The sequence below is a fragment of the Aquabacter spiritensis genome (genome assembly GCF_004346185.1).
GTDB lineage: Bacteria > Pseudomonadota > Alphaproteobacteria > Rhizobiales > Xanthobacteraceae > Aquabacter > Aquabacter spiritensis.
Genome location: NZ_SMAI01000014.1, coordinates 18,692 through 37,322 on the forward strand (window position 1 = coordinate 18,692; position 18,631 = coordinate 37,322).

Genomic DNA, 18,631 nt, shown 5'->3' on the forward strand with positions numbered 1-18,631 from the left:
GTCATTGTCCGAGCCGTTCCAGCAAAGCCGGCACGTGCACCTGGTCCGCCTTGTAATTGCCGGTCAGGACGTACATGGCGATGTTGACCCCGGTGCGGAAGGCGAGTTCGCGCTGGCGCGGCTCGCCCGGGGTCAGCGGCAGAAGCGGCTCGCCGGCGGGCGAGACCGCCCAGGCGCCGGCGAGGTCGTTGCCGGTGATGATGACGGGCGAGACGCCGTCACCGGCGCGCGCCGGACGGTCCTCGCCCTCGCGGGCCGTCGGCAGCGCTTCCACCCAGGTGGTCGCGCCGGTGAAGCGGCCGGGAAAGTCGCGCAGGAGATAGAAGGCCTTGGTGAGGACATGCTCGCGCGGCACCGGCGCCAGTTCGGGAATGTCGAGGCCGGACAGGATTTCCCGCAGCCGCAGCGCGGCGGGCGTGAGGGGGCCGTTGCCGCCGGGCACCGTCTCGAGCGCATCGCGGGTGTCGAAGATCACCGTGCCGCCCTGCTTCATGAAGGCGTCGACCCGCGCCAGAACCGCCGGAGGCGGGGCGGGGGTGTTGGCGAGGATCGGCCAATAGAGCAGCGGGAAGAAGGACAGTTCGTCCCGCGCGAGATCGACCGCCATGGGTTCGCCGGCCTGCAGAGCGGTGCGCTGGCCGAGGAAGGTGGTGAGCCCGCCGAGCCCCGCGCGGCTGATCTGGTCGGCCTCCGCATCGCCCGTCGTGACATAGGCGAGCCGGGTCTGGGCGGTGGCCTTGACCGCGAATTCGTTGGCGGCCGGGCTCGGCGCCGCAGCCCGCGGTGCGGGGGTCGCGGCCGGCGGCGGGGGGCTTTGCGCGCCTGCGGGGTGCGGAGCGAGGGCGAGGAGCGCCGCCCCGAGGCCGGCAGCGGCCAGCAATGCGGCGGTGCGGGCGCGGCGGCCGCCGAAGCGCGCGAGCCCGCCGGCCAGCAGCAGAACCGCCAGCGCGTCGAGCAGAAGCAGGCCCATAATGCCGAGCAGGAGCGGGCCGCGCAGATCGCGGGGCGCGCCGATGCGCAGCGGCTCGACGCTGGCGCCGAGCGGGCCGAGATCGAGCGGCAGCGGCCGGTCGTCCGGCAGCAGGGCATTGACCGCGACCAGTCCGTCCGGCGGCCCGTAAAAGCCCGGCGGGTGCTCGGCGCTGGCGCGGCCGGCAAAGCCGGCGGGCAGCGGCCGGGCCCGGGGACCGGCGGGCTGGAAGGCGCCGAACCCGTCCAGCAAACGGCTCGGAGGAATGGCGACTTCCGGGCCGCGCGCAGCCGCGGTTCCCGCCGGCGCGTCCTCGGCGATGGCGGCGGTGTCGGCGAGCGCGATCACCCGGCGCAGCATCTCGACGAAGGTGCCGGAAAGCGGGAGGTTCGACCAGGACGTGTCGGCCGTGACGTGGAACAGCACCACCATGCCCTTGCCCCGCTGCGCCCCGGTCACCAGCGGCGTGCCGTCGCGCAGGGTCGCCCAGGTGTGATCGCCGAGCGCGCCGTCGGGCTCGGCCAGGACCTGCCGGTTCACCATGATGTCTCCGGGAAGCGGAAGGTCGCGGAATGGACCGTCCGAGGTGAGGCTGCCGAGCGGCTGGGGCGTCTCCCAGGAGAGCGAGCCGCCGAGAACCCGACCGCCGCGCCGCAGCCGCACCGGGAGCAGATCGTCCTGCGCATTGGCGAGGCGCGGGCCGGCGAAGCGCACCAGCACGCCGCCCTCCTCGACATAGCGGGCGAGGCGCTGGCGGGTTGCGGGGGGAATGGTGCCGACATCGGTCAGAACGATCACCGGCACGCGCTGCTCGATGAAGCGGGTGATCGCCTCGCTCGGCGCGCGGCTGTCTGCGAGGCGCACGTCGGCGAACGGGCCGAGGGCGCGGGCGAGATAATAGGTCGGCGCGAGCAGCGGCTGGCCGGTATCGGTGCTGGTGCCGGAGACCACGCCCACCGCGCGGCGGCGCCAGCGTTTGTCGAGCAATTGGACCGCGCCGGCCGAGCGCTCGCCGACGATCTCCAGCCGCGCGACCTCGTTGCGGATCTCGACCGGCAGCGTGAAGCTGGCCTCCGTCTCGCGCGCGCCGGGCGCAAACGCGAACGGGGCCTCGCCGAGGCTCAGGCCCTTCAGGTCGCGCGCCTCGACCCGTCCGCCCCGCGCCGCGCCCTCGTCGGGGCGCAGCACCTTCACGGTCAGCGCGCCGGCCGCATTGTCGGGTGCGGCGAGGGCGAGGGGTGTCGCGACGCCCCCGGCTATCACCAGCGGCGGCCGCGCCGGCTTCAGGGCCGCGAGGTCGGTTGCGAGCGCCGCATCGGTCTTCAGGTCGACGCCGTCGCTGATGAAGACCAGTCCCGCCTGCGGCTCCGCCGCGAGATGCCGGCCGGCGAGAGCGAGCGCCTCGCGCCGCGCCGGGGTGTAGGGAACCGGGGTGAGCGAGCGCAGCCGGTCGCGCGCCTGGGCGGGCAGGAGCAGGGTCGCGTCCTTCGGCACGTCGCCGGTCGGCACGATCGCGACGCCCCGCCCTTGCGCTTCGGCCTCGTCGACGAGGCCGGCGGCGGCGGCGATGCGGGTCTCCCAGGTGCTGGCGGCCGCCCAGCCCTGGTCGATGATCATGACGGTCGGCCCGTCGCTCGCCGAGGTCGCGGCGGGCGGGTTCCAGATCGGGCCGGCGGCGGCGAGGATGATGATGGCGGCGAGCAGCAGGCGCAGCGCCGTCAGCCACCACGGCGTGCGGGCGGCGGTCTCTTCCTTCGGGTCGATCTCGAGCAGCAGGCGGGTCGGCGGGAACACCACTTCGCGCGGCTTGGGGGGCACGACGCGCAGCAGGAACCAGAGCAGCGGCAGCGCCAGGAAGGCGGTGAGGATCAAAGGCGACGCGAAGCCGAGGGGCAGGCCCATCATGAGGCGGCTCCTTCAAGCGGCTGCGCCTCCGCAAGCGCGGATCCGGCCGTGCCGCCCGCGCCCATGCGGGCATGGAGCGCGAGGAGCAGTTCGCTCGCCGGCCGGTCGGTGCGGTGCACAACGAAGCTCCAGCCGAACCGCGCCCCGGCCGCGCGGATCGCCTCGCGATGGGCGGCGAGGCGAGTCTGGTAATCGGCGCGCCAGGTCTCGGCGCGTCCCACCGTCAGCGTCGCGCCGTCGGAGGCGCCCCGGAACTCGATTCGGCCGGAAAACGGGAACGCCTCCTCGGACGGATCGACCACCTGCACGACTTCGCCGTGGGCGCCGGTGCGCGCGAGTTCGGCGATTCGCGCGCCGACCTGTGCGGTCGGGCTGAAAAAATCACCGACGAGCACGATCTCCGATTGCGGCGAGGGGTGGAAGAGCGGCGGCAGCGCCGGGCCGCTCGGCGCGTGCATCACCGCTTCCGCCATGCGCTCGACGATGCGGCGGCTGGCCGACGGGCGCATCAGTTCGGGAATACCCACCCGCTCGCCGCCTTTCACCAGCAGTTCCGCCAGGGCGAAGGCGATGATCAGCCCCCGCTCGCCTTTGGGCGCGAGGCGGCCGGAGGCATAGTCCATTGAGGGCGACAGGCTCGGCCAGATCCAGACCGTATGGGCCGCCTCCCATTCGCGCTCGCGGACATAGAGAAGATCGTCGCGGGCCGAGCGGCGCCAGTCGACGCGCGCCGCCGGTTCACCATCGACGAACCGCCGATACTGCCAGAAATTCTCGCCGGTGCCGACGCGGCGCCGGCCGTGCAGCCCGTGCTGCACGCTCGACGCGATGCGGCGCGCCTCCAGCACCAGACGCGGCATGGCCGCGGCCAAGGCGGCGGATTGGCTGGTCGCCCGCTCGACGGTCTTTTGGGGCTGGTCCGCCACGCCGCGCCTCAGCCGATCCGGTCGACGAGACGCCGCACGATCCGCGTCACGCTCTCGCCCTCCGCCCGGGCTGCGAAAGTGAGCGCCATGCGGTGCTTCAGGACGGGTTCGGCGAGTGCGGCGACGTCGTCCACCGACGGCGCATAGCGTCCGTCGAGCAAAGCGCGGGCGCGCACCGCCAGCATCAGGGCCTGGCTGGCGCGCGGGCCGGGGCCCCAGGCGATCAGCCGCTGTTCCGGTCCGTCGGCACCCGGACGGGCGGAGCGCACCAAGGTCAGGATCGCCTCGACCACCGATTCGCCGACCGGCAGGCGGCGCACCAGACGCTGGGCGGCGAGCAGGTCTTCCGCCGTCATGGCGGCGCGCGGCTTGGTCTCCTCGGCGGCCGTGGTGTCGAACAGGATCCGCCGCTCGGCGTCGCGGTCGGGATAATCGACGTCGATTTCCATCAGGAAGCGGTCGAGCTGCGCCTCGGGGAGGGGATAGGTGCCTTCCTGCTCCAGCGGGTTCTGGGTCGCGAGAACGTGGAACGGCTTCGGCAGATCGTGCCGTTCGCCCGCCACGGTCACGTGATATTCCTGCATCGCCTGGAGCAGAGCGGATTGGGTGCGCGGACTGGCGCGGTTGATCTCGTCGGCCATCAGAAGCTGGGCGAAGACCGGCCCGCGGATGAAGCGGAACGCGCGCTTGCCGCCGGCGCTTTCCTCCAGCACCTCGGCGCCGAGGATGTCCGAGGGCATCAAATCGGGGGTGAACTGGACGCGGCGCGCATCGAGGCCGAGCACGGTGCCCATGGTTTCGACGAGCTTGGTCTTGGCGAGGCCGGGCACCCCGACGAGAAGCGCATGGCCGCCGGCGAGGATGGTGATGAGGGCACGATCGACCACGGCCTCTTGGCCGAAAATCACCGTCCCGATGGCGGCGCGGGCGGCCCGCACGCTGGCCCCCGCGGTCTCCGCATTGCGGATGATCATCTGGTCTAGGTCGAAGGTCTCGCTCGGTGCCGACATGCACGCCTCTCCGCTTCGACCACCATCTTCACGCCGAAAGAGGCCAAGACGAGGCCGGACAAGTCCCCATGCAAGAACCGGAGCAGGCCGCTTGCGGCGGGGACGAACGGTCAGCTTACGATAAGTTGCGTCGGCGTCGACAGGCCGACGTGCCCATCCACCGGGCAAAGTTGTCAACTCATTGCGAGGTCGGAAACGTGGCGGAGAACGAAAGCACGGAAAAAGACGGCGGAAGCGGCGCGGCGCGGCTCGAAGGCCTGATGGCCGCGGTGTCCGCGGCGGGCGGACGGGGTCCGGCGCCGGTCGAGCGCTGGAACCCGCCCGATTGCGGCGACATCGACATGCGGATCGCGGCGGACGGCACCTGGTTCTATGGCGGAACGCCGATCGGCCGCCCCGCTCTCGTGAAATTGTTCGCCTCCGTGCTGACCCGGGAGGGCGCGCGCTTCGTGCTGAAGACGCCTGCCGAGAAAATCGGCATCACGGTCGAGGATGCGCCCTTCCTCGCCGTCGATCTCGCCGTGGACGATGCCGCGGCCGAAGCGGGCGGAGCGCGGGTTCTGGTGTTCCGCACCAATCTCGACGACCTCGTGCGGTGCGGCGACGGGCACGATCTGCGCTTCGCGCCGGGATCGGAGCCGGGGGAAGTGGTGCCTTATCTACATGTCCGGCGGGGCCTGGAGGCGCGCTTGACCCGGGCGGTGTTCATCGATCTGGTGGATCTGGCGGAGGAACGCGAGGTGGAGGGCGTGCGGATGTTCGGTGTCGCGTCCGGCGGACGCTTCTATCCCATGATGCCGGCCGGCGATCTTCATCGGGCCTCGGCATGACGGGCGCGCCTGCACCACCCGCCGGGCTGCGGCCCGCCGACGCGCCGGTGGAAACGGGGCTCGCGGACTTTCTCGCCCGCGCCCGCACCCGGCTTCTCGCCGCGCCGCCCACCGTGTTCTCGCGGGCCGAGATCGGCCGGGTGAACGGCGACCATGCGCTGGCGCCGGATCCGGCGGCCGACGCCTTCGACCGCGAGCCGCGCCATGCGGCGGTGCTGGTGCCGGTGATCGCCCGGCCGGAGCCGGCCATCCTCCTGACGCTCAGATCGACGACGCTGTCGCACCATCCCGGCCAGATCGCCTTTCCCGGCGGCCGGCTCGACCCGGAGGACGCCGACGAGGTCGCGGCGGCGCTGCGCGAGGCCTGGGAGGAGGTCGGGCTGGACCGGAAATTCGTGCGGCCGATCGGGTTTCTCGACGGCTATCTCTCGCGCACCGGCTTCTGGATCACGCCGGTGGTGGGGATCGTGGCGCCCGATTATGCGCTGACGCTCAATCCAGGCGAGGTCGAGGAGGCGTTCGAGGTGCCGCTGCATTTCCTGATGACGCCGGGCAACCATCACCGCCACGCCGCCGAGCGCAACGGCGCGCTGCGGCATTTCTATGCTATGCCCTATCAAGGCCGGTACATCTGGGGCGCCACCGCCGGCATGCTGCGCAACCTCTATGAGAGGATTTACGGCGCATGATCCGTACGCTCCTGATCGAAGCCGCCCTGTTCCTGACGCCGTTCGTGATCTATGGCGCGATCCTGATGGCGACGCGCGGCTCCCTCGTCCCTGCGAACTGGTCGGCGCGGGCGGTGCTGGTCTGCGCGCTCGCCGCGGTCGCCTTGATGGCGCTCGGCCTGTTCGTGTTCGAGGCGGACAAGGGCGCGCCGCCCGGCAGCCGCTATGTGCCGGCGCAGATGAAGGACGGCGTGTTCGTCCCCGGCCGCTACGAATGACCAGCCTCGCCGGGGCCGCCTTCCTCGCCGAGCCGCGGCTCGCGCGGGTGCTCGACGTGCTGAACGGGGAGGGGGAAGAGACGCGGATCGTCGGCGGCGCGGTGCGCAACGCGCTCATCGGCGCGCCGGTCGACGAGGTCGACCTCGCCACCACCGCCATGCCCGCGGAGGTGGTGCGCCGCGCCGCGGCGGCGGGGCTGAAGGCCGTGCCGACCGGCATCGCCCACGGCACGGTCACGGTGGTCGCGGACGGCCGGCCGCTCGAAGTGACGACGCTGCGCGAGGACGTCGCGACCGACGGCCGCCATGCCATCGTCCGCTTCGGGCGCGACTGGGCGCGCGACGCGGCGCGGCGCGACTTCACCATGAACGCGCTCTACGCCACGCGCGAGGGGGCGGTGATCGATCTCGTGGGCGGGCGCGACGACCTCGCGGCGCGGCGGGTGCGCTTCATCGGCGATCCCGACCAGCGGATCCGCGAGGACTATCTGCGCATCCTGCGCCTGTTCCGCTTCCACGCGGCCTATGGACGGGGCCCGCTCGATCCGGCGGCATGCGCCGCGGCGATCCGCAACCGCGCCGGGATCGCCGGCCTCTCGCGCGAGCGGGTGCGCGCGGAAATCCTGAAACTTCTCGCGGCGCCGGGCGCGCCCGCCATGGTCGAGACGCTGAGCGAGACCGGTTTTCTCGACCGGATCCTCGCCGGCATCGGCGATCTCCCCGCTTTGCGCCGGCTCGCCGCCTGGGAGCACGCCGAGGGCGTGCCGGCCGATGCCGTCCTGCGGCTCGGCATATTGGCGGTGCGGGTTCCGGAAGATGCCGACCGGCTGCGGGTGCGCCTGCGGCTGTCGGGGCCGGAACATGCGCGCCTCACCGCGCTCGGCGCCGGGCCGATCGCGCCCGACCTTCCGCCGTCCGCCCTGCGGGCGCTGCTCTATCGCGCCGGCGCCGGCGCGATCCGCGACCGCGTCGCGCTCGCCGTCGCGCGCGGCGCGCCGCCGCCCGATGCGGCGCGGCGCGCAATGCTCCAGACCTGGGTGAAACCGGTCCTGCCGGTGCGCGCCGCCGATCTTCAGGCGTGCGGCGTAGCGCCGGGCCCCGCGCTCGGCGCCGCCCTCAAACGGGCCGAGGCGGCCTGGATCGCGGCCGACTTTCCCGCCGATCCCGCCGCGGTCCCCGATCTGATCGCGCACGCCCTCGGCGATGCGGCGCGCCGGGACTGAAAACGGCGCGCCGGGCCTCCGCCCTCAGTGCTTGTCTTCGTCCTCGTCCTCGTCCTCGTCGCCTTCTTCTTCTTCGCCGTCCTCGAGGTCGAACTCCTCGACTTCGAGTTCGTCGAGAGCGATGGCGGGCAGGGTCTGGGTGCGGAATTCCGCCACGTCTTCCGCGAACCACACGATTTCCACCCGGTCGCCGTCGACGGCGACCACGGTCAGGGGCGGGCTGCCGGATTTCAACTGGACGATCATTCCCGGTGCGAAGGCCATGTGGTGATCTCCTCGATGCTCGAAGAGGGCTTAGACGCCTTCCGTGACAGTCCCATCACACCCGCGCCGGGCCGACGCCCGAGGCGTCACGGCCATTTGACCACGGGCGGCATGGAGGACAGAATCGAGGCGACGTTGCCGCCGGTCTTCAGGCCGAAGACCGTGCCGCGATCATAGAGCAGATTGAATTCGACATAGCGCCCGCGCCGGACGAGCTGCTCCTCGCGCTCCGCCTCGGTCCAGGGCGTGGCGAAATTCGCCCGTACCAGTTTCGGATAGATGTCGAGGAAGGCGAGGCCGACATCGCGGGTGAAGGCGAAGTCGGCGTCGAAATCGCCGCTGTCCAGCCAGTCATAGAAGATCCCGCCGATGCCGCGCGGCTCGTTGCGGTGCTTCAGGAAGAAATATTCCTCGCACCAGGCCTTGAGCCGGGCATAGTCGGCCACTGCATGGGGCGTGCACGCCGCTTCCATGGCGGCGTGGAAGGCGATGCTGTCGGGATCGTCCTGGGTGCGCCGGGCGTCGAGCACCGGCGTCAGATCCGCCCCGCCGCCGAACCAGCTGCGGGTGGTCACGACGAAGCGCGTATTCATATGGACCGCCGGGACGTGCGGGTTCGTCATATGGGCGATCAGCGAGATTCCGGACGCCCAGAAGCGCGGATCCTCTGCGGCGCCGGGGATCTGGTCGCGGAATTCCGGCGCGAACTCGCCGTGCACGGTCGAGGTGTGGACCCCGACCTTCTCGAACAGGCGCCCGCGCATCAATGCCATCGTGCCGCCGCCGCCCGCGGCGCCGCTATGGTCGGTGCGCACCCACGGGGTGCGCTCGAACCGGCCGGGCGCGCCGGGATAGAGAGCGGCCGGCGCATCATCCTCCAGCGTCTCGAAGGCTTCGGTGATGCGCCCCTGAAGCGCCTCGAACCAGGGACGCGCTGCGGCCTTACGGTCTTCGATGTCGGGGCTGAGCATAGCCATCTTTCCGGTTCGCCTCGGGGCCCCGGGGGGGGCGGCCGAGACGGTCTGCATTTCATCAGCGAATCGTCCCGCGCCGCGTCCGATCGCGGGCGGCCGAGCTGTCCCGACCCAGCTCTAGCGCCGATCGGCGGCGCCGGGGAAGCCGCCGGTCTGGCGCAGCGCCTCCGCCAATGCCATTCCCGCAGCCACCGCGACATTGAGCGAGCGCAAATTCGGCCGCAGCGGGATGATCAGCCGCGCATCAGCCGCGGCGTGCACGTCCTCGGGGACGCCCGCCGATTCCCGGCCGAACAGCAGCGCGTCGTCGGGCCGGAAGGCGAAGTCGAGATAGCTCCCGTCCGCCCGCGTGGTGAACAGGACGAGGCGGCGGGCTTCCCGGCGCAGCAGGTCCTGGAACGCGCCGAAACCGGCGTGGCGCACGAAGGTCGCATGGTCGAGATAATCCATCCCGGCGCGCCGGAAGGCGGCATTGCCGACCGGGAACCCCGCGGGCTCGATGATGTGGACGGGCACGCCGAGACACGCGCCGGTGCGCAGGCAGGTGCCGGCATTCTGGGCGATGTCGGGACAATAAAGGCCGAGAATCATGCGGCGCGGTGCCTGGATCGGAGAAAGCCGGGAGTGTCGCCTTTCCCTTGGCGGGTTCGCGTCCGCGGCACAAGAGGCGCCCCCGCACGCCTGCCGCGCGGGCAGGTGGGGAGGGGGCGCGCCAGGTGCGCCCCGCTTGCGCTTTCATGCCGCCCCCTCAGGACCGCGTGCCGCACGGCGGCGATCTGGACAAGGGCGGAAGAGGGTGCAATTAGAGGCAATCGAATGTGGCGGTTCGCGGGCAGCGGACGCGTCGCAAAAGGCCTCGCGACGCGCGCGGACAGGGGGTTTCCGCGCACGGAGCTTCCCCCCGCAGCAAAGCGCGCCGCGACGGTCTGGTCGGACACGAGTGAGGACAAGCGCCGTGGCACATGCGGAGACCTCGGGAACCACACGTCGGGACTTTATCTATATCGCCACCGGCGCGGTCGGCGCGGTCGGTGTGGCTGGCATGGTGTGGCCCTTCGTTTCCCAGCTTCAGCCCGATCAATCGGTGCTCGCGCTGTCCACGACCGAAGTGGACCTGTCGCCGATCGCCGAGGGCCAGATCGTAACCGTGCAGTGGCGCGGCAAGCCGATCTTCATTTTCAACCGCGCCCCCAAGGACGTGGAGGCCGCGCGCGCGGTGCCGATGAGCCAGCTCATCGATCCCCAGCCGGACCAGGACCGGGTGAAGTCTGGCCACGAGAATTTTCTCGTCGTGGTCGGCATCTGCACCCATCTCGGCTGCGTGCCGCTCGGCCATCAGGGCAATTATGACGGCTGGTTCTGTCCCTGCCACGGCTCGCAATACGATTCGTCGGGCCGCGTGCGGGTGGGGCCGGCCCCGCTCAATCTCCCTGTCCCGCCTTATACCTTCACCTCCGACACCAAGATCGTGATCGGCTGACGCGCGCGCGTCGCCTCGCTCAATAAAGGTTGGCTTCCATGGAAGGACATTCCACCTACCAGCCCCAAGGAAAGGTCGCGCGCTGGTTCGAGAGCCGGCTGCCGATCATGGGACTGCTGCATTCCTCGGCGGTGGCCTATCCGACGCCGAAGAACCTCAATTATCTGTGGACCTTCGGCGCCATCCTGACCTTCATGCTGGGCTGCCAGATCGTCTCCGGCATTGTGCTGGCGATGCATTACACCGCCTATGCGCCGGTCTCGTTCGCCCGCGTCGAGCACATCATGCGCGACGTGAGCTATGGCTGGCTGATCCGCTACATCCATGCCAACGGCGCCTCGATGTTCTTCATCGCGGTCTATATCCATATGTTCCGCGGCATGTATTACGGCTCCTACAAGGCGCCGCGCGAAGTTCTGTGGATCCTCGGCGTGATCATCTATCTGCTGATGATGGCGACCGCCTTCATGGGCTACGTGCTCCCCTGGGGCCAGATGTCGTTCTGGGGCGCGACCGTCATCACCAATCTGTTCTCGGCCATTCCCGGCATCGGCGAGACCATCGTGCAGTGGCTGTGGGGCGGCTATTCGGTCGGCGATCCCACGCTCAACCGCTTCTTTTCGCTGCATTATCTGCTGCCGTTCATGATTGCGGGCGTGGTCGTGCTGCACATCTGGGCGCTGCACCATGTCGGCCAGAACAATCCCGACGGCCTCGATGTGAAGAGCGTCGCCAAGGACACCGTGCCGTTCACGCCCTACGCGACCATCAAGGACATTTTCGCGATGGTGGTGTTCCTGCTGTTCTTCAGCTGGTTCATCTTCTACATCCCGAACTATCTCGGCCATTCGGACAATTACATCCCGGCCAACCCGCTCGCGACGCCCGCTCATATCGTTCCGGAATGGTACTTCCTGCCGTTCTATGCGATCCTGCGGTCGATCCCGGACAAGCTGGGCGGCGTGCTCGCCATGTTCGGCGCGATCGCGGTCCTCGCCTTCCTGCCCTGGCTCGATACGTCCAAGGTCCGCTCGGCGCGCTACCGCCCGCTGTTCCGGCAGTTCTTCTGGATCTTCGCGGTGGTCTCCGTCGGCCTCGGCTATCTCGGCTCGCAGCCGGCCGAGGGCGGCTACGTGATCGCCTCGCGCATCCTCACCGCTTATTACTTCATCCACTTCCTCGTCATTCTGCCGCTGCTCGGTCTGTTCGAGCGGCCGAAGCCGCTGCCTGCCTCCATAGCGGATGCGGTGCTGGCGCGCGGGGCGAAGGGCGCGACCGCGCCCCACGCCAAGGCCTGACGGAGCACTCGGAGAGAGAGATGATCAATCGCAGCATTCTCTTCGGTGCCCTGGCTTCGGCGCTGCTTCTGGCAGCGCCCGTCAAGGCGGCGGAAGGTGGAGACCGGCCGCACCGGGAATCCTGGTCCTTCGCGGGGCCGTTCGGCACCTACGACCAGGGCCAGCTCCAGCGCGGCTTCAAGGTGTTCCGCGAAGTGTGCGCCTCGTGCCACTCCGCGAACTTCCTGTATTTCCGAAACCTCGCCCAGGAGGGCGGCCCCGGCTTTTCGGAAGCCCAGGCGAAGGCGGTGGCCTCGGAATACCAGATCACCGACGGGCCGAACGACCAGGGCGAGATGTTCCAGCGTCCGGGGCGGCTCTCGGATCATTGGCCCGCGCCGTTCCCCAACGAGCAGGCGGCCCGGGTCGCCAATGGCGGTGCCTATCCCCCCGATTTCTCGGTGCTCGCCAAGGCGCGCTCCTACCATATCGGGTTCCCCGGCTTCATCACCGACGCCTTCATCCAGTATCAGGAGCATGGCGTGGACTATATCCACGCGCTGCTGACCGGCTATGTCGAGCCGCCGGCCGGAACCACGGTCCAGCCGGGCCTGCACTACAACAAATATTTCCCCGGCCACCAGATCGCGATGCCGAAGCCGCTGTCCGATGGCCAGGTGGAATATACCGACGGCACGCCGCAGACCGAGGATCAGTATTCCCGCGACGTCTCGGCCTTCATGATGTGGATGGCGGAACCCCATCTCGACGCGCGCAAGCGCATGGGCTTTCAGGTCTTCATCTTCCTGATCCTGTTGTCCGGCCTGCTCTACTTCACCAAGAAGAAGGTGTGGAAGAACGTCTCTCACTGAGTGCCGACCGCCGGCCCATCGGGCCGGCGTCGCCGGGCTCGGCGGCACGGTGTGACGATTGCGCCGTGCGCCGCCGCGTCGAAGTCCGGCATGCGTTCAGTCTTTTCGCGTGACGTTCACGACGCTCAGCCCGCGCCGGCGGGTTCCGCCGCGAGGGGATCGTAGGTCCCGAAGCTCCACAAATGGCCACCCGGATCCCGCAGGGAATATTCCCGGGAGCCGTAAGGCGTGTCCTGGAGCGGCATGACGATGTCCGCGCCGGCCGCCAGCGCCCGCGCATGATGCGCCTCGATGTCCTCCACCCGCACATAAAGCCCCATCGCCGCCGTGCCCCAGGGGTTGGCGGGGTCCGCAGGGGTGGCCGAAGCCAGCATGATCAGGCCGGGGCCGAACGTCATCTCGGCATGGGCGATCGCGCCTTCGGCATCGGACATCACCATGCGCGGCACGAAGCCGAGCATGGCCTGAAGGAAGGCGACGGCCGCCGGCCCGTCGGTATAGCGCAAAGCGGGGAAAATGTTCGGTCGCGCCTCGGTCATGATCGGGCTCCTTGGCCGCCGGTTCCTGAGGGGCAGGCTCCGACGCCCCTGCACCCGGCGCGCCGCGGCGGCACGGCGATTCCGACTGGCCGCAGGGGGCGACGAATGATAGGCGAGGATGCAGCCCGCAACAGTCCGGATCGCCGCGCATGACCGACTTTCTCGCCGCCGACCTTGCCGCTTCGATCAGGACCATCGCCGATTATCCCAAGCCAGGCATCCTGTTCCGCGACATCACGACCCTGCTCGGCGATGCGCGGGCGTTTCGCCGGGCGGTCGACGAACTGGTCCAGCCCTGGGCGGGCTCCAAGGTGGACAAAGTGGCGGGAATCGAGGCGCGCGGCTTCATCATCGGCGGCGCGGTGGCGCACCAGCTCTCCGCCGGCTTCGTGCCGATCCGCAAGAAGGGCAAACTGCCCCACCAGACCGTGCGCATGGCCTACGCCCTGGAATATGGCCAGGACGAGATGGAGATGCATGTCGACGCGGTGGCGGCGGGCGAGCGGGTGATCCTGGTGGACGATCTCATCGCGACCGGGGGGACCGCGGAGGGCGCGGTGAAGCTCTTGCGCAATATCGGCGCGCGGGTCGAGGCGGCCTGCTTCATCGTCGATCTGCCGGATCTCGGCGGGTCGGACAAGCTGCGGGCCATGGACGTGCCGGTGCGCACCCTGCTGTCGTTCGCAGGCCACTGATATCCCCCGATGGGGGGAAGCGGGACCGCGTCGGCGGTCCCGCCGGTCGCCTCAGCCGATCTTCACCGCGATATCTCCCACCCCGGCGACGCCGCCTTCCAGCAGATCGCCCGCCTTGCAGGGGCCCACCCCGGCCGGCGTCCCGGCGAAGATCAGGTCGCCGGGCATCAGCCGGAACAGGGTCGAGAGTTCGGCGATCATTTCGGGGACCTTCCAGATCATCTGGTTGAGGTCGCCCTCCTGCTTCACCGTGCCGTTCACCGAAAGCCAGATGCGCCCGGCGGCGGGATGGCCGATCGTCTCCGCCGGCACCAGGGCGCTCGCCGGGGCGGACAGTTCGAACGCCTTGCCGACCTCCCAGGGACGGCCCAGCTTCTTCGCCTCGCCCTGGAGATCGCGGCGGGTGAGGTCGATCCCCACGCCATAGCCGTAGACGCAGTCGAGCGCGGCGGCGAGCGGGATGTCCTCGCCGCCGGCCTTCAGCGCGACCACCAGTTCGATCTCGTAATGCAGGTCCGCCGTCCGCTTCGGATACGGCACCGCCCCGCCGGGGGGGACGAGATTGTCGGGGTTCTTCTGGAAGAAGAAGGGCGGCTCGCGCGAGGGATCGTGGCCCATCTCAATGGCATGGTCGGCGAAGTTCCGGCCGACGCAATAGATGCGGTGGACCGGAAACAGAGCCGGGCTTCCCGAGACCGGAAGGGTGGCGATGGAGGGGGCGGGAATGACGAACGCGCTGGCCATGACTGCTCCTCGCGCGGCCGGACCGGCGCGCGCCTCGTGCGACGATGACGGCATAAGATAAGCTGCGCCGTCGCAGAGCAATGCGTCAGGTCGCGCGCCGCACTCGGGCGCGCGACCCCGGTGATCCGCGCGGGCGGGGCCTCGGGCCTATTCGGCCGCCGCCGGGAGTCCGATCGGGCAGGAGACGCCGGTGCCGCCGAGGCCGCAATAGCCCGAGGGATTTTTGCCGAGATATTGCTGGTGATAGGCCTCGGCGAAATAAAACGGTCCAGCATCGCGGATTTCGGTCGTGATAGGGCCGTAACCGCGGGTTTTCAGGGCGTCTTCATAGCGCGCTTTGGAGGCCTTCGCCGCCTCCAGGCGGGCGGCGTCGGAGACATAGATGGCCGAGCGATATTGCGTGCCCACATCATTGCCCTGCCGCATGCCCTGGGTCGGATCGTGGCTCTCCCAGAACACTTTCAGCAGCTCGGCGAAGGAGACCTGCTTGGGATCATAGACCACCAGCACGCCTTCGGTATGGCCGGTGCGGCCGGAGCACGCCTCTTCATAGGTCGGATTGGGCGTATGGCCCCCGACATAGCCCACGGCCGTAACGAGAACGCCCTTCTGCTGCCAGAACTTACGCTCGGCGCCCCAGAAGCAGCCGAGCGCGAACACCGCCTGTTCGCTGCCCTCGGGATAGGGGCCTTGCAGGGCGGCACCGGTGATGAAATGGGCGGCCGCTGTCGGGATCGGATCGGGGCGGCCCTTCAAGGCCGTCTCGGGTGTCGGCAGGTCAAGCGGCTTGCGGGACCAGAACATGGTGCGCTCCTCGCGCGCGTTCCGCGCCTTTGCCGGCGCGGGCGGCACGCTCGATCGGGGTTTCGGGCCGGATCCGTGAGCCGTCTGTCGAAGCCACCGATCGTGCGATGCGGGACCCGTCCGAGCCGGCTCGAACGGCTCGCTCCCCAATATGGGGCGCCGCCGCCCGCTTTGCGAGAGGCGCGGCCTCAGCCGACCTCGTAGCGCGAGCGCCGGCGCGCCCGGCCGATGGCCAGGAGGAGAAATCCCAACCCGCACAGCAGAACGAACAGCGGCAGGCCGAGGAGCGGCGCGGCGACGTCCGGCCAAGCCCAGGTGGAAAGATCGGTCAGGCGCGCGCGGGCCAGCGCGAAGGTGTCGGGCGACACCGCGCTCCAGGCATCGGCTGCAGAGGTGAAGGTGAGGCGCGCGGCGGCGATCGAGCGTGTTCCGTCGACGATCAGGGCGACGAACCCGCCCGCCAGAATCCAGAAGCCGAAAAATCGAAACACGAACCGGATCATCGCGCCAAAACCCCGCCGCGCCCGCACATCATGCGTCTATCTATCACGACGACGTGGCCGCGACACCAGGCGCGGACGCAAACGAAGGCGTGGGCATTCAAGGGTTTAGCCTATTTCCGGAAAGTGTCGGCGCAAAATCGGGATGCCGGGGCGGGGAACGGTGCGCCCAAGGGACTTGATGAGGCGCCCCTTGTTTGCTTCCATTCGGCTATGGGCACTGGACTCATAGAGATCCGACGCGCACGCACGCAGGACGCTTCCGCCGTGGCGGAGGTTCATGATGCGGCTTGGCGCACGGCCTATCGCGGTCTGATCCCCGGTCTCGAACTCGAGCGCATGGTGGAGCGTCGCGGCCCGCTCTGGTGGGAACAGGCGATCCGCCGCGGCAGCCGCGTGTCGCTGCTGATCGCGGGGGAGGAAGTGGTTGGCTACGCCAATTATGGCGGCAACCGCGCCAAGGCCCTGCCCTATGGCGGCGAGATCTACGAAATCTATCTGAAGCCGGTCTATCAAGGGCTCGGTTTCGGACAGCGGCTGTTTTCGGCGGCCCGGCGCGATCTCTCTCTCGCCCGTTTGAGCGGGCTCGTCGTGTGGGCACTCAAGGACAATTCCGGCGCGGTCGGCTTCTACGAGGCGCTGGGCGGGCAACGCGTCGCAGCCTCGACCGAGCGTTTCGGGACGAAAACCCTGGACAAGATCGCCTTCGCTTGGCAGCGGTAGCCGCGCTGCGCTGCAGCGAAACCGACATTTCAAGTGAGTGGCGACATGCGCATCGACGCGATCAAGATCGGCAAGAATCCCCCCCACGAGGTCAACGTGGTGATCGAGGTGCCGATCGGTGGCGAGCCGATCAAGTACGAGCTCGACAAAGAGGCCGGGACGCTGTTCGTCGACCGCTTCCTCTATACGCCGATGCGGTATCCCGGCAATTACGGCTTCATCCCGCACACATTGTCCGGCGACGGCGATCCCTGCGACGTGCTGATCGCCAATACCCGGCCGATCATTCCCGGCGCGGTGATCGCGGCGCGCCCGGTCGGCGTGCTGCTGATGGAGGACGAGGGCGGCGAGGACGAGAAGATCATCGCCGTTCCGGCCCACAAGCTCACCAAGCGCTACGACAAGGTCGAGACCTATTCGGACCTGCCGGACATCACGATCCAGCAGATCGAACATTTCTTCGCCCATTACAAGGATCTCGAGCCCGGCAAATGGGTGAAGATCGTCCGCTGGGGCGGCGCCGAAGAGGCGTTCCGGCTGATCAACGAGGCGATCGAGCGCGCCAAGAAATAGGACTTTGCGCGCCTCCGCTTCCGGCGGGGGCGCGCTGTCGCGCTCAGACGGGACCGTTGCGCCGGACGGACTGTGGCGCGAGAAAGAAGTCGACCGCGAGCGAGACGATGGGCGGCTGATATGCGTGCGGCCCGTTATATTCCATGTAGGTGACGTCGTAGCCGGCCTCCTTCAGGAGCGCGGCATGCGCCCGTCCGCTGCGCGCGATCGGGATCTGCTCGTCATTCACCCCGTGCGAGAGAAAGATGCGCGGCGCGCCCGCCTGCTTCTGCACCGTCATGAATCCGGCCGACGACACGATCAGATGGGTCACGAACTGGCCGTTGGTCAGACCGAGCGACAGCGCATAGGAGCCGCCATCGGAATGGCCGGCGAAACACAGATGCGCGGGATCGAGGGCGTGGCGGGCCGCGACGGCGGCGAGGGCAGTGTCGAGCCGCTCCCGGTCCGGGCCGTTTCCGGCAATGACGATGTCCCAGGTGGGAAACAGGGATTGCGGCACCAGGAGCAGGAAGCCGCGCGCCTGCGCATGCGCCTCCATCATGGGCAGGATCTTCTCGGCATGGCCGCCGCCGCCGTGGAACAGGACCATCAGCGGCGTGGGCACCGAGGCATCGTGCCCCTCCGGCACCACCAGCAGCGCGTCGCGCTCGGGAAACAGTCCGAGCCAGTGCCGTCCCGGCGGCAGGCCCGGGAGGTCGCGGATCGCCGCCGCTGGGGTGAAATCCAGATGGCCGGCGAGATGGGGATCGAGCATGGGGCCTCCGGCAGACGTCGGGCATACCGTATATCGAGGCGATCCGGCCGCGCAAAGCGGCGAGTGGCGGCGCGGGACGCCCTGGCTTATCCTGGCACGCCGGCGGAGGGACGGGAGCGATGGCGAAGCGCCATATCGGCTATTGCTATGCGGGGTGCCCGGTCGAGGCGGCACTCGAGATTATCGGCGCCAAATGGAAGGGCGGGACGATCTACCACCTCCTATCGGGCGAGAAGCGCTTTTCCGAGCTGCGCCGCCTGATGCCGAACGTCTCGCAGCGCATTCTCTCCAAAGCGTTGCGGGAACTCGAGGCGGACGGGATCCTGCTGCGCACCGTCTATCCCGCGGTGCCGCCGCAGGTCGGCTACCGGCTCACCGAGAAGGGCGAGGCATTGCGGCCCGCGGTCCTCGCCCTGCGCAGTTTCGGCGCCATGCATCTTCCCGCGCAGGACCGGCCGGTCGCGGCGGAATAGACGGAACGGTTGCCGGAGCCGGGTCGGAGGCCGCGATCTGTGCGCCGCCCCTTTCCCCGTCCCGCCGCATTCTCTAAACCTCGGGTCATGACCGCCCGCCGGCAATGCCCCCCTTCCTCCTTCGTCCGCACCGGTGCGCCGGGCGG

At 69.4% G+C, this 18,631-nt stretch carries 22 protein-coding genes; 11 read left to right on the plus strand and 11 right to left on the minus strand.

Translation table 11 applies throughout. The features are described 5' to 3' along the window. Position 1: 1 nt before the first annotated feature. From EDC64_RS18755 to EDC64_RS18765, 3 genes are read right to left on the minus strand one after another with little or no spacing between them, the layout of a single operon-like run. Positions 2-2,875, minus strand: a complete 2,874-nt coding sequence (locus EDC64_RS18755) for a DUF4159 domain-containing protein (protein ID WP_132034227.1) — start codon at positions 2,873-2,875, stop codon at positions 2-4. Beyond that, entirely contained in the window at positions 2,872-3,801 is a 930-nt protein-coding gene (locus EDC64_RS18760) for a DUF58 domain-containing protein (protein ID WP_245504778.1), read from the minus strand. The genes EDC64_RS18755 and EDC64_RS18760 overlap by 4 nt, the downstream gene beginning before the upstream one ends. An 8-nt stretch (positions 3,802-3,809) precedes the next feature. Beyond that, positions 3,810-4,811 carry an AAA family ATPase gene (locus tag EDC64_RS18765; RefSeq protein ID WP_132034229.1) on the minus strand — a complete coding sequence of 334 codons (1,002 nt, stop codon included), beginning with the start codon at positions 4,809-4,811 and terminating at the stop codon, positions 3,810-3,812. Between the two features lie 260 nt (positions 4,812-5,071). Here EDC64_RS18765 and EDC64_RS18770 point away from each other — a divergent pair, with 260 nt between their 5' ends. Genes EDC64_RS18770 through EDC64_RS18785 form a run of 4 tightly spaced genes read left to right on the plus strand, consistent with a single transcriptional unit; the run spans position 5,072 to position 7,810 of the window. Further along, positions 5,072-5,641 (plus strand): DUF1285 domain-containing protein, encoded by a 570-nt coding sequence (locus EDC64_RS18770; protein WP_132034428.1) that lies wholly within the window; start codon positions 5,072-5,074, stop codon positions 5,639-5,641. Further along, positions 5,638-6,330 (plus strand): CoA pyrophosphatase, encoded by a 693-nt coding sequence (locus EDC64_RS18775; protein ID WP_132034231.1) that lies wholly within the window; start codon positions 5,638-5,640, stop codon positions 6,328-6,330. Before EDC64_RS18770 ends, EDC64_RS18775 begins: the two co-directional genes overlap by 4 nt. Beyond that, entirely contained in the window at positions 6,327-6,587 is a 261-nt protein-coding gene (locus EDC64_RS18780; protein WP_132034233.1) for a DUF6111 family protein, read from the plus strand. Before EDC64_RS18775 ends, EDC64_RS18780 begins: the two co-directional genes overlap by 4 nt. Continuing rightward, positions 6,584-7,810: a CCA tRNA nucleotidyltransferase gene (locus tag EDC64_RS18785; RefSeq protein WP_132034235.1), complete on the plus strand. Its 1,227-nt coding sequence runs from the start codon at positions 6,584-6,586 to the stop codon at positions 7,808-7,810. Before EDC64_RS18780 ends, EDC64_RS18785 begins: the two co-directional genes overlap by 4 nt. Positions 7,811-7,834: 24 nt before the next feature. Here EDC64_RS18785 and EDC64_RS18790 read toward each other — a convergent pair whose 3' ends face one another. The 3 genes from EDC64_RS18790 to EDC64_RS18800 all read right to left on the minus strand — a co-directional run bounded on the left by EDC64_RS18790 (position 7,835) and on the right by EDC64_RS18800 (position 9,639). Continuing rightward, a complete protein-coding gene (locus tag EDC64_RS18790) occupies positions 7,835-8,074 on the minus strand; it encodes a YodC family protein (protein ID WP_132034237.1) in 240 nt (79 codons plus the stop codon). Positions 8,075-8,160: 86 nt separating this feature from the next. Continuing rightward, positions 8,161-9,045, minus strand: a complete 885-nt coding sequence (gene hemF / locus EDC64_RS18795) for an oxygen-dependent coproporphyrinogen oxidase (protein WP_207916140.1) — start codon at positions 9,043-9,045, stop codon at positions 8,161-8,163. A 120-nt stretch (positions 9,046-9,165) separates the two neighbouring features. Beyond that, positions 9,166-9,639, minus strand: coding sequence for a tRNA (cytidine(34)-2'-O)-methyltransferase (locus EDC64_RS18800; protein WP_132034241.1), 474 nt, complete (start codon positions 9,637-9,639; stop codon positions 9,166-9,168). 364 nt (positions 9,640-10,003) lie between these two features. Between EDC64_RS18800 and petA the strand changes: the two genes are divergently transcribed. From petA to EDC64_RS18815, 3 genes are read left to right on the plus strand one after another with little or no spacing between them, the layout of a single operon-like run. Beyond that, on the plus strand, positions 10,004-10,528 hold the full coding sequence (gene petA / locus EDC64_RS23865) for a ubiquinol-cytochrome c reductase iron-sulfur subunit (protein WP_245504779.1): 525 nt from the start codon (positions 10,004-10,006) through the stop codon (positions 10,526-10,528). 38 nt (positions 10,529-10,566) lie between these two features. After that, entirely contained in the window at positions 10,567-11,826 is a 1,260-nt protein-coding gene (locus tag EDC64_RS18810) for a cytochrome b (RefSeq protein WP_132034245.1), read from the plus strand. Between the two features lie 20 nt (positions 11,827-11,846). After that, positions 11,847-12,677, plus strand: coding sequence for a cytochrome c1 (locus tag EDC64_RS18815; RefSeq protein WP_132034248.1), 831 nt, complete (start codon positions 11,847-11,849; stop codon positions 12,675-12,677). 125 nt (positions 12,678-12,802) lie between these two features. On the opposite strand, the gene EDC64_RS18820 is transcribed toward EDC64_RS18815, so the two are convergent. Further along, complete coding sequence (locus EDC64_RS18820; protein WP_132034250.1) at positions 12,803-13,216, minus strand: VOC family protein; 414 nt, start codon at positions 13,214-13,216, stop codon at positions 12,803-12,805. Positions 13,217-13,365: 149 nt separating this feature from the next. On the opposite strand from EDC64_RS18820, the gene EDC64_RS18825 reads away from it, so the two are divergent. Beyond that, positions 13,366-13,911 (plus strand): adenine phosphoribosyltransferase, encoded by a 546-nt coding sequence (locus tag EDC64_RS18825; protein ID WP_132034252.1) that lies wholly within the window; start codon positions 13,366-13,368, stop codon positions 13,909-13,911. 51 nt (positions 13,912-13,962) lie between these two features. Here the strand turns inward: EDC64_RS18825 and EDC64_RS18830 are convergent, their stop codons facing one another. From EDC64_RS18830 to EDC64_RS18840, 3 genes are all read right to left on the minus strand, one after another. Further along, complete coding sequence (locus EDC64_RS18830; protein ID WP_132034254.1) at positions 13,963-14,655, minus strand: fumarylacetoacetate hydrolase family protein; 693 nt, start codon at positions 14,653-14,655, stop codon at positions 13,963-13,965. A 147-nt stretch (positions 14,656-14,802) separates the two neighbouring features. After that, positions 14,803-15,459, minus strand: coding sequence for a peptide-methionine (S)-S-oxide reductase MsrA (gene msrA / locus EDC64_RS18835; protein WP_132034256.1), 657 nt, complete (start codon positions 15,457-15,459; stop codon positions 14,803-14,805). A gap of 188 nt (positions 15,460-15,647) precedes the next feature. Further along, positions 15,648-15,950 (minus strand): hypothetical protein, encoded by a 303-nt coding sequence (locus EDC64_RS18840; protein WP_245504780.1) that lies wholly within the window; start codon positions 15,948-15,950, stop codon positions 15,648-15,650. 222 nt (positions 15,951-16,172) lie between these two features. On the opposite strand from EDC64_RS18840, the gene EDC64_RS18845 reads away from it, so the two are divergent. Next, positions 16,173-16,682 (plus strand): GNAT family N-acetyltransferase, encoded by a 510-nt coding sequence (locus EDC64_RS18845; RefSeq protein ID WP_132034260.1) that lies wholly within the window; start codon positions 16,173-16,175, stop codon positions 16,680-16,682. A 45-nt stretch (positions 16,683-16,727) separates the two neighbouring features. Beyond that, positions 16,728-17,255 carry an inorganic diphosphatase gene (gene ppa, locus EDC64_RS18850; protein WP_132034262.1) on the plus strand — a complete coding sequence of 176 codons (528 nt, stop codon included), beginning with the start codon at positions 16,728-16,730 and terminating at the stop codon, positions 17,253-17,255. A gap of 43 nt (positions 17,256-17,298) precedes the next feature. Here ppa and EDC64_RS18855 read toward each other — a convergent pair whose 3' ends face one another. Further along, positions 17,299-18,012 (minus strand): alpha/beta hydrolase, encoded by a 714-nt coding sequence (locus tag EDC64_RS18855; RefSeq protein WP_132034264.1) that lies wholly within the window; start codon positions 18,010-18,012, stop codon positions 17,299-17,301. 119 nt (positions 18,013-18,131) lie between these two features. Here EDC64_RS18855 and EDC64_RS18860 point away from each other — a divergent pair, with 119 nt between their 5' ends. Further along, positions 18,132-18,485: a winged helix-turn-helix transcriptional regulator gene (locus EDC64_RS18860; RefSeq protein WP_132034266.1), complete on the plus strand. Its 354-nt coding sequence runs from the start codon at positions 18,132-18,134 to the stop codon at positions 18,483-18,485. Positions 18,486-18,631: the final 146 nt, after the last annotated feature.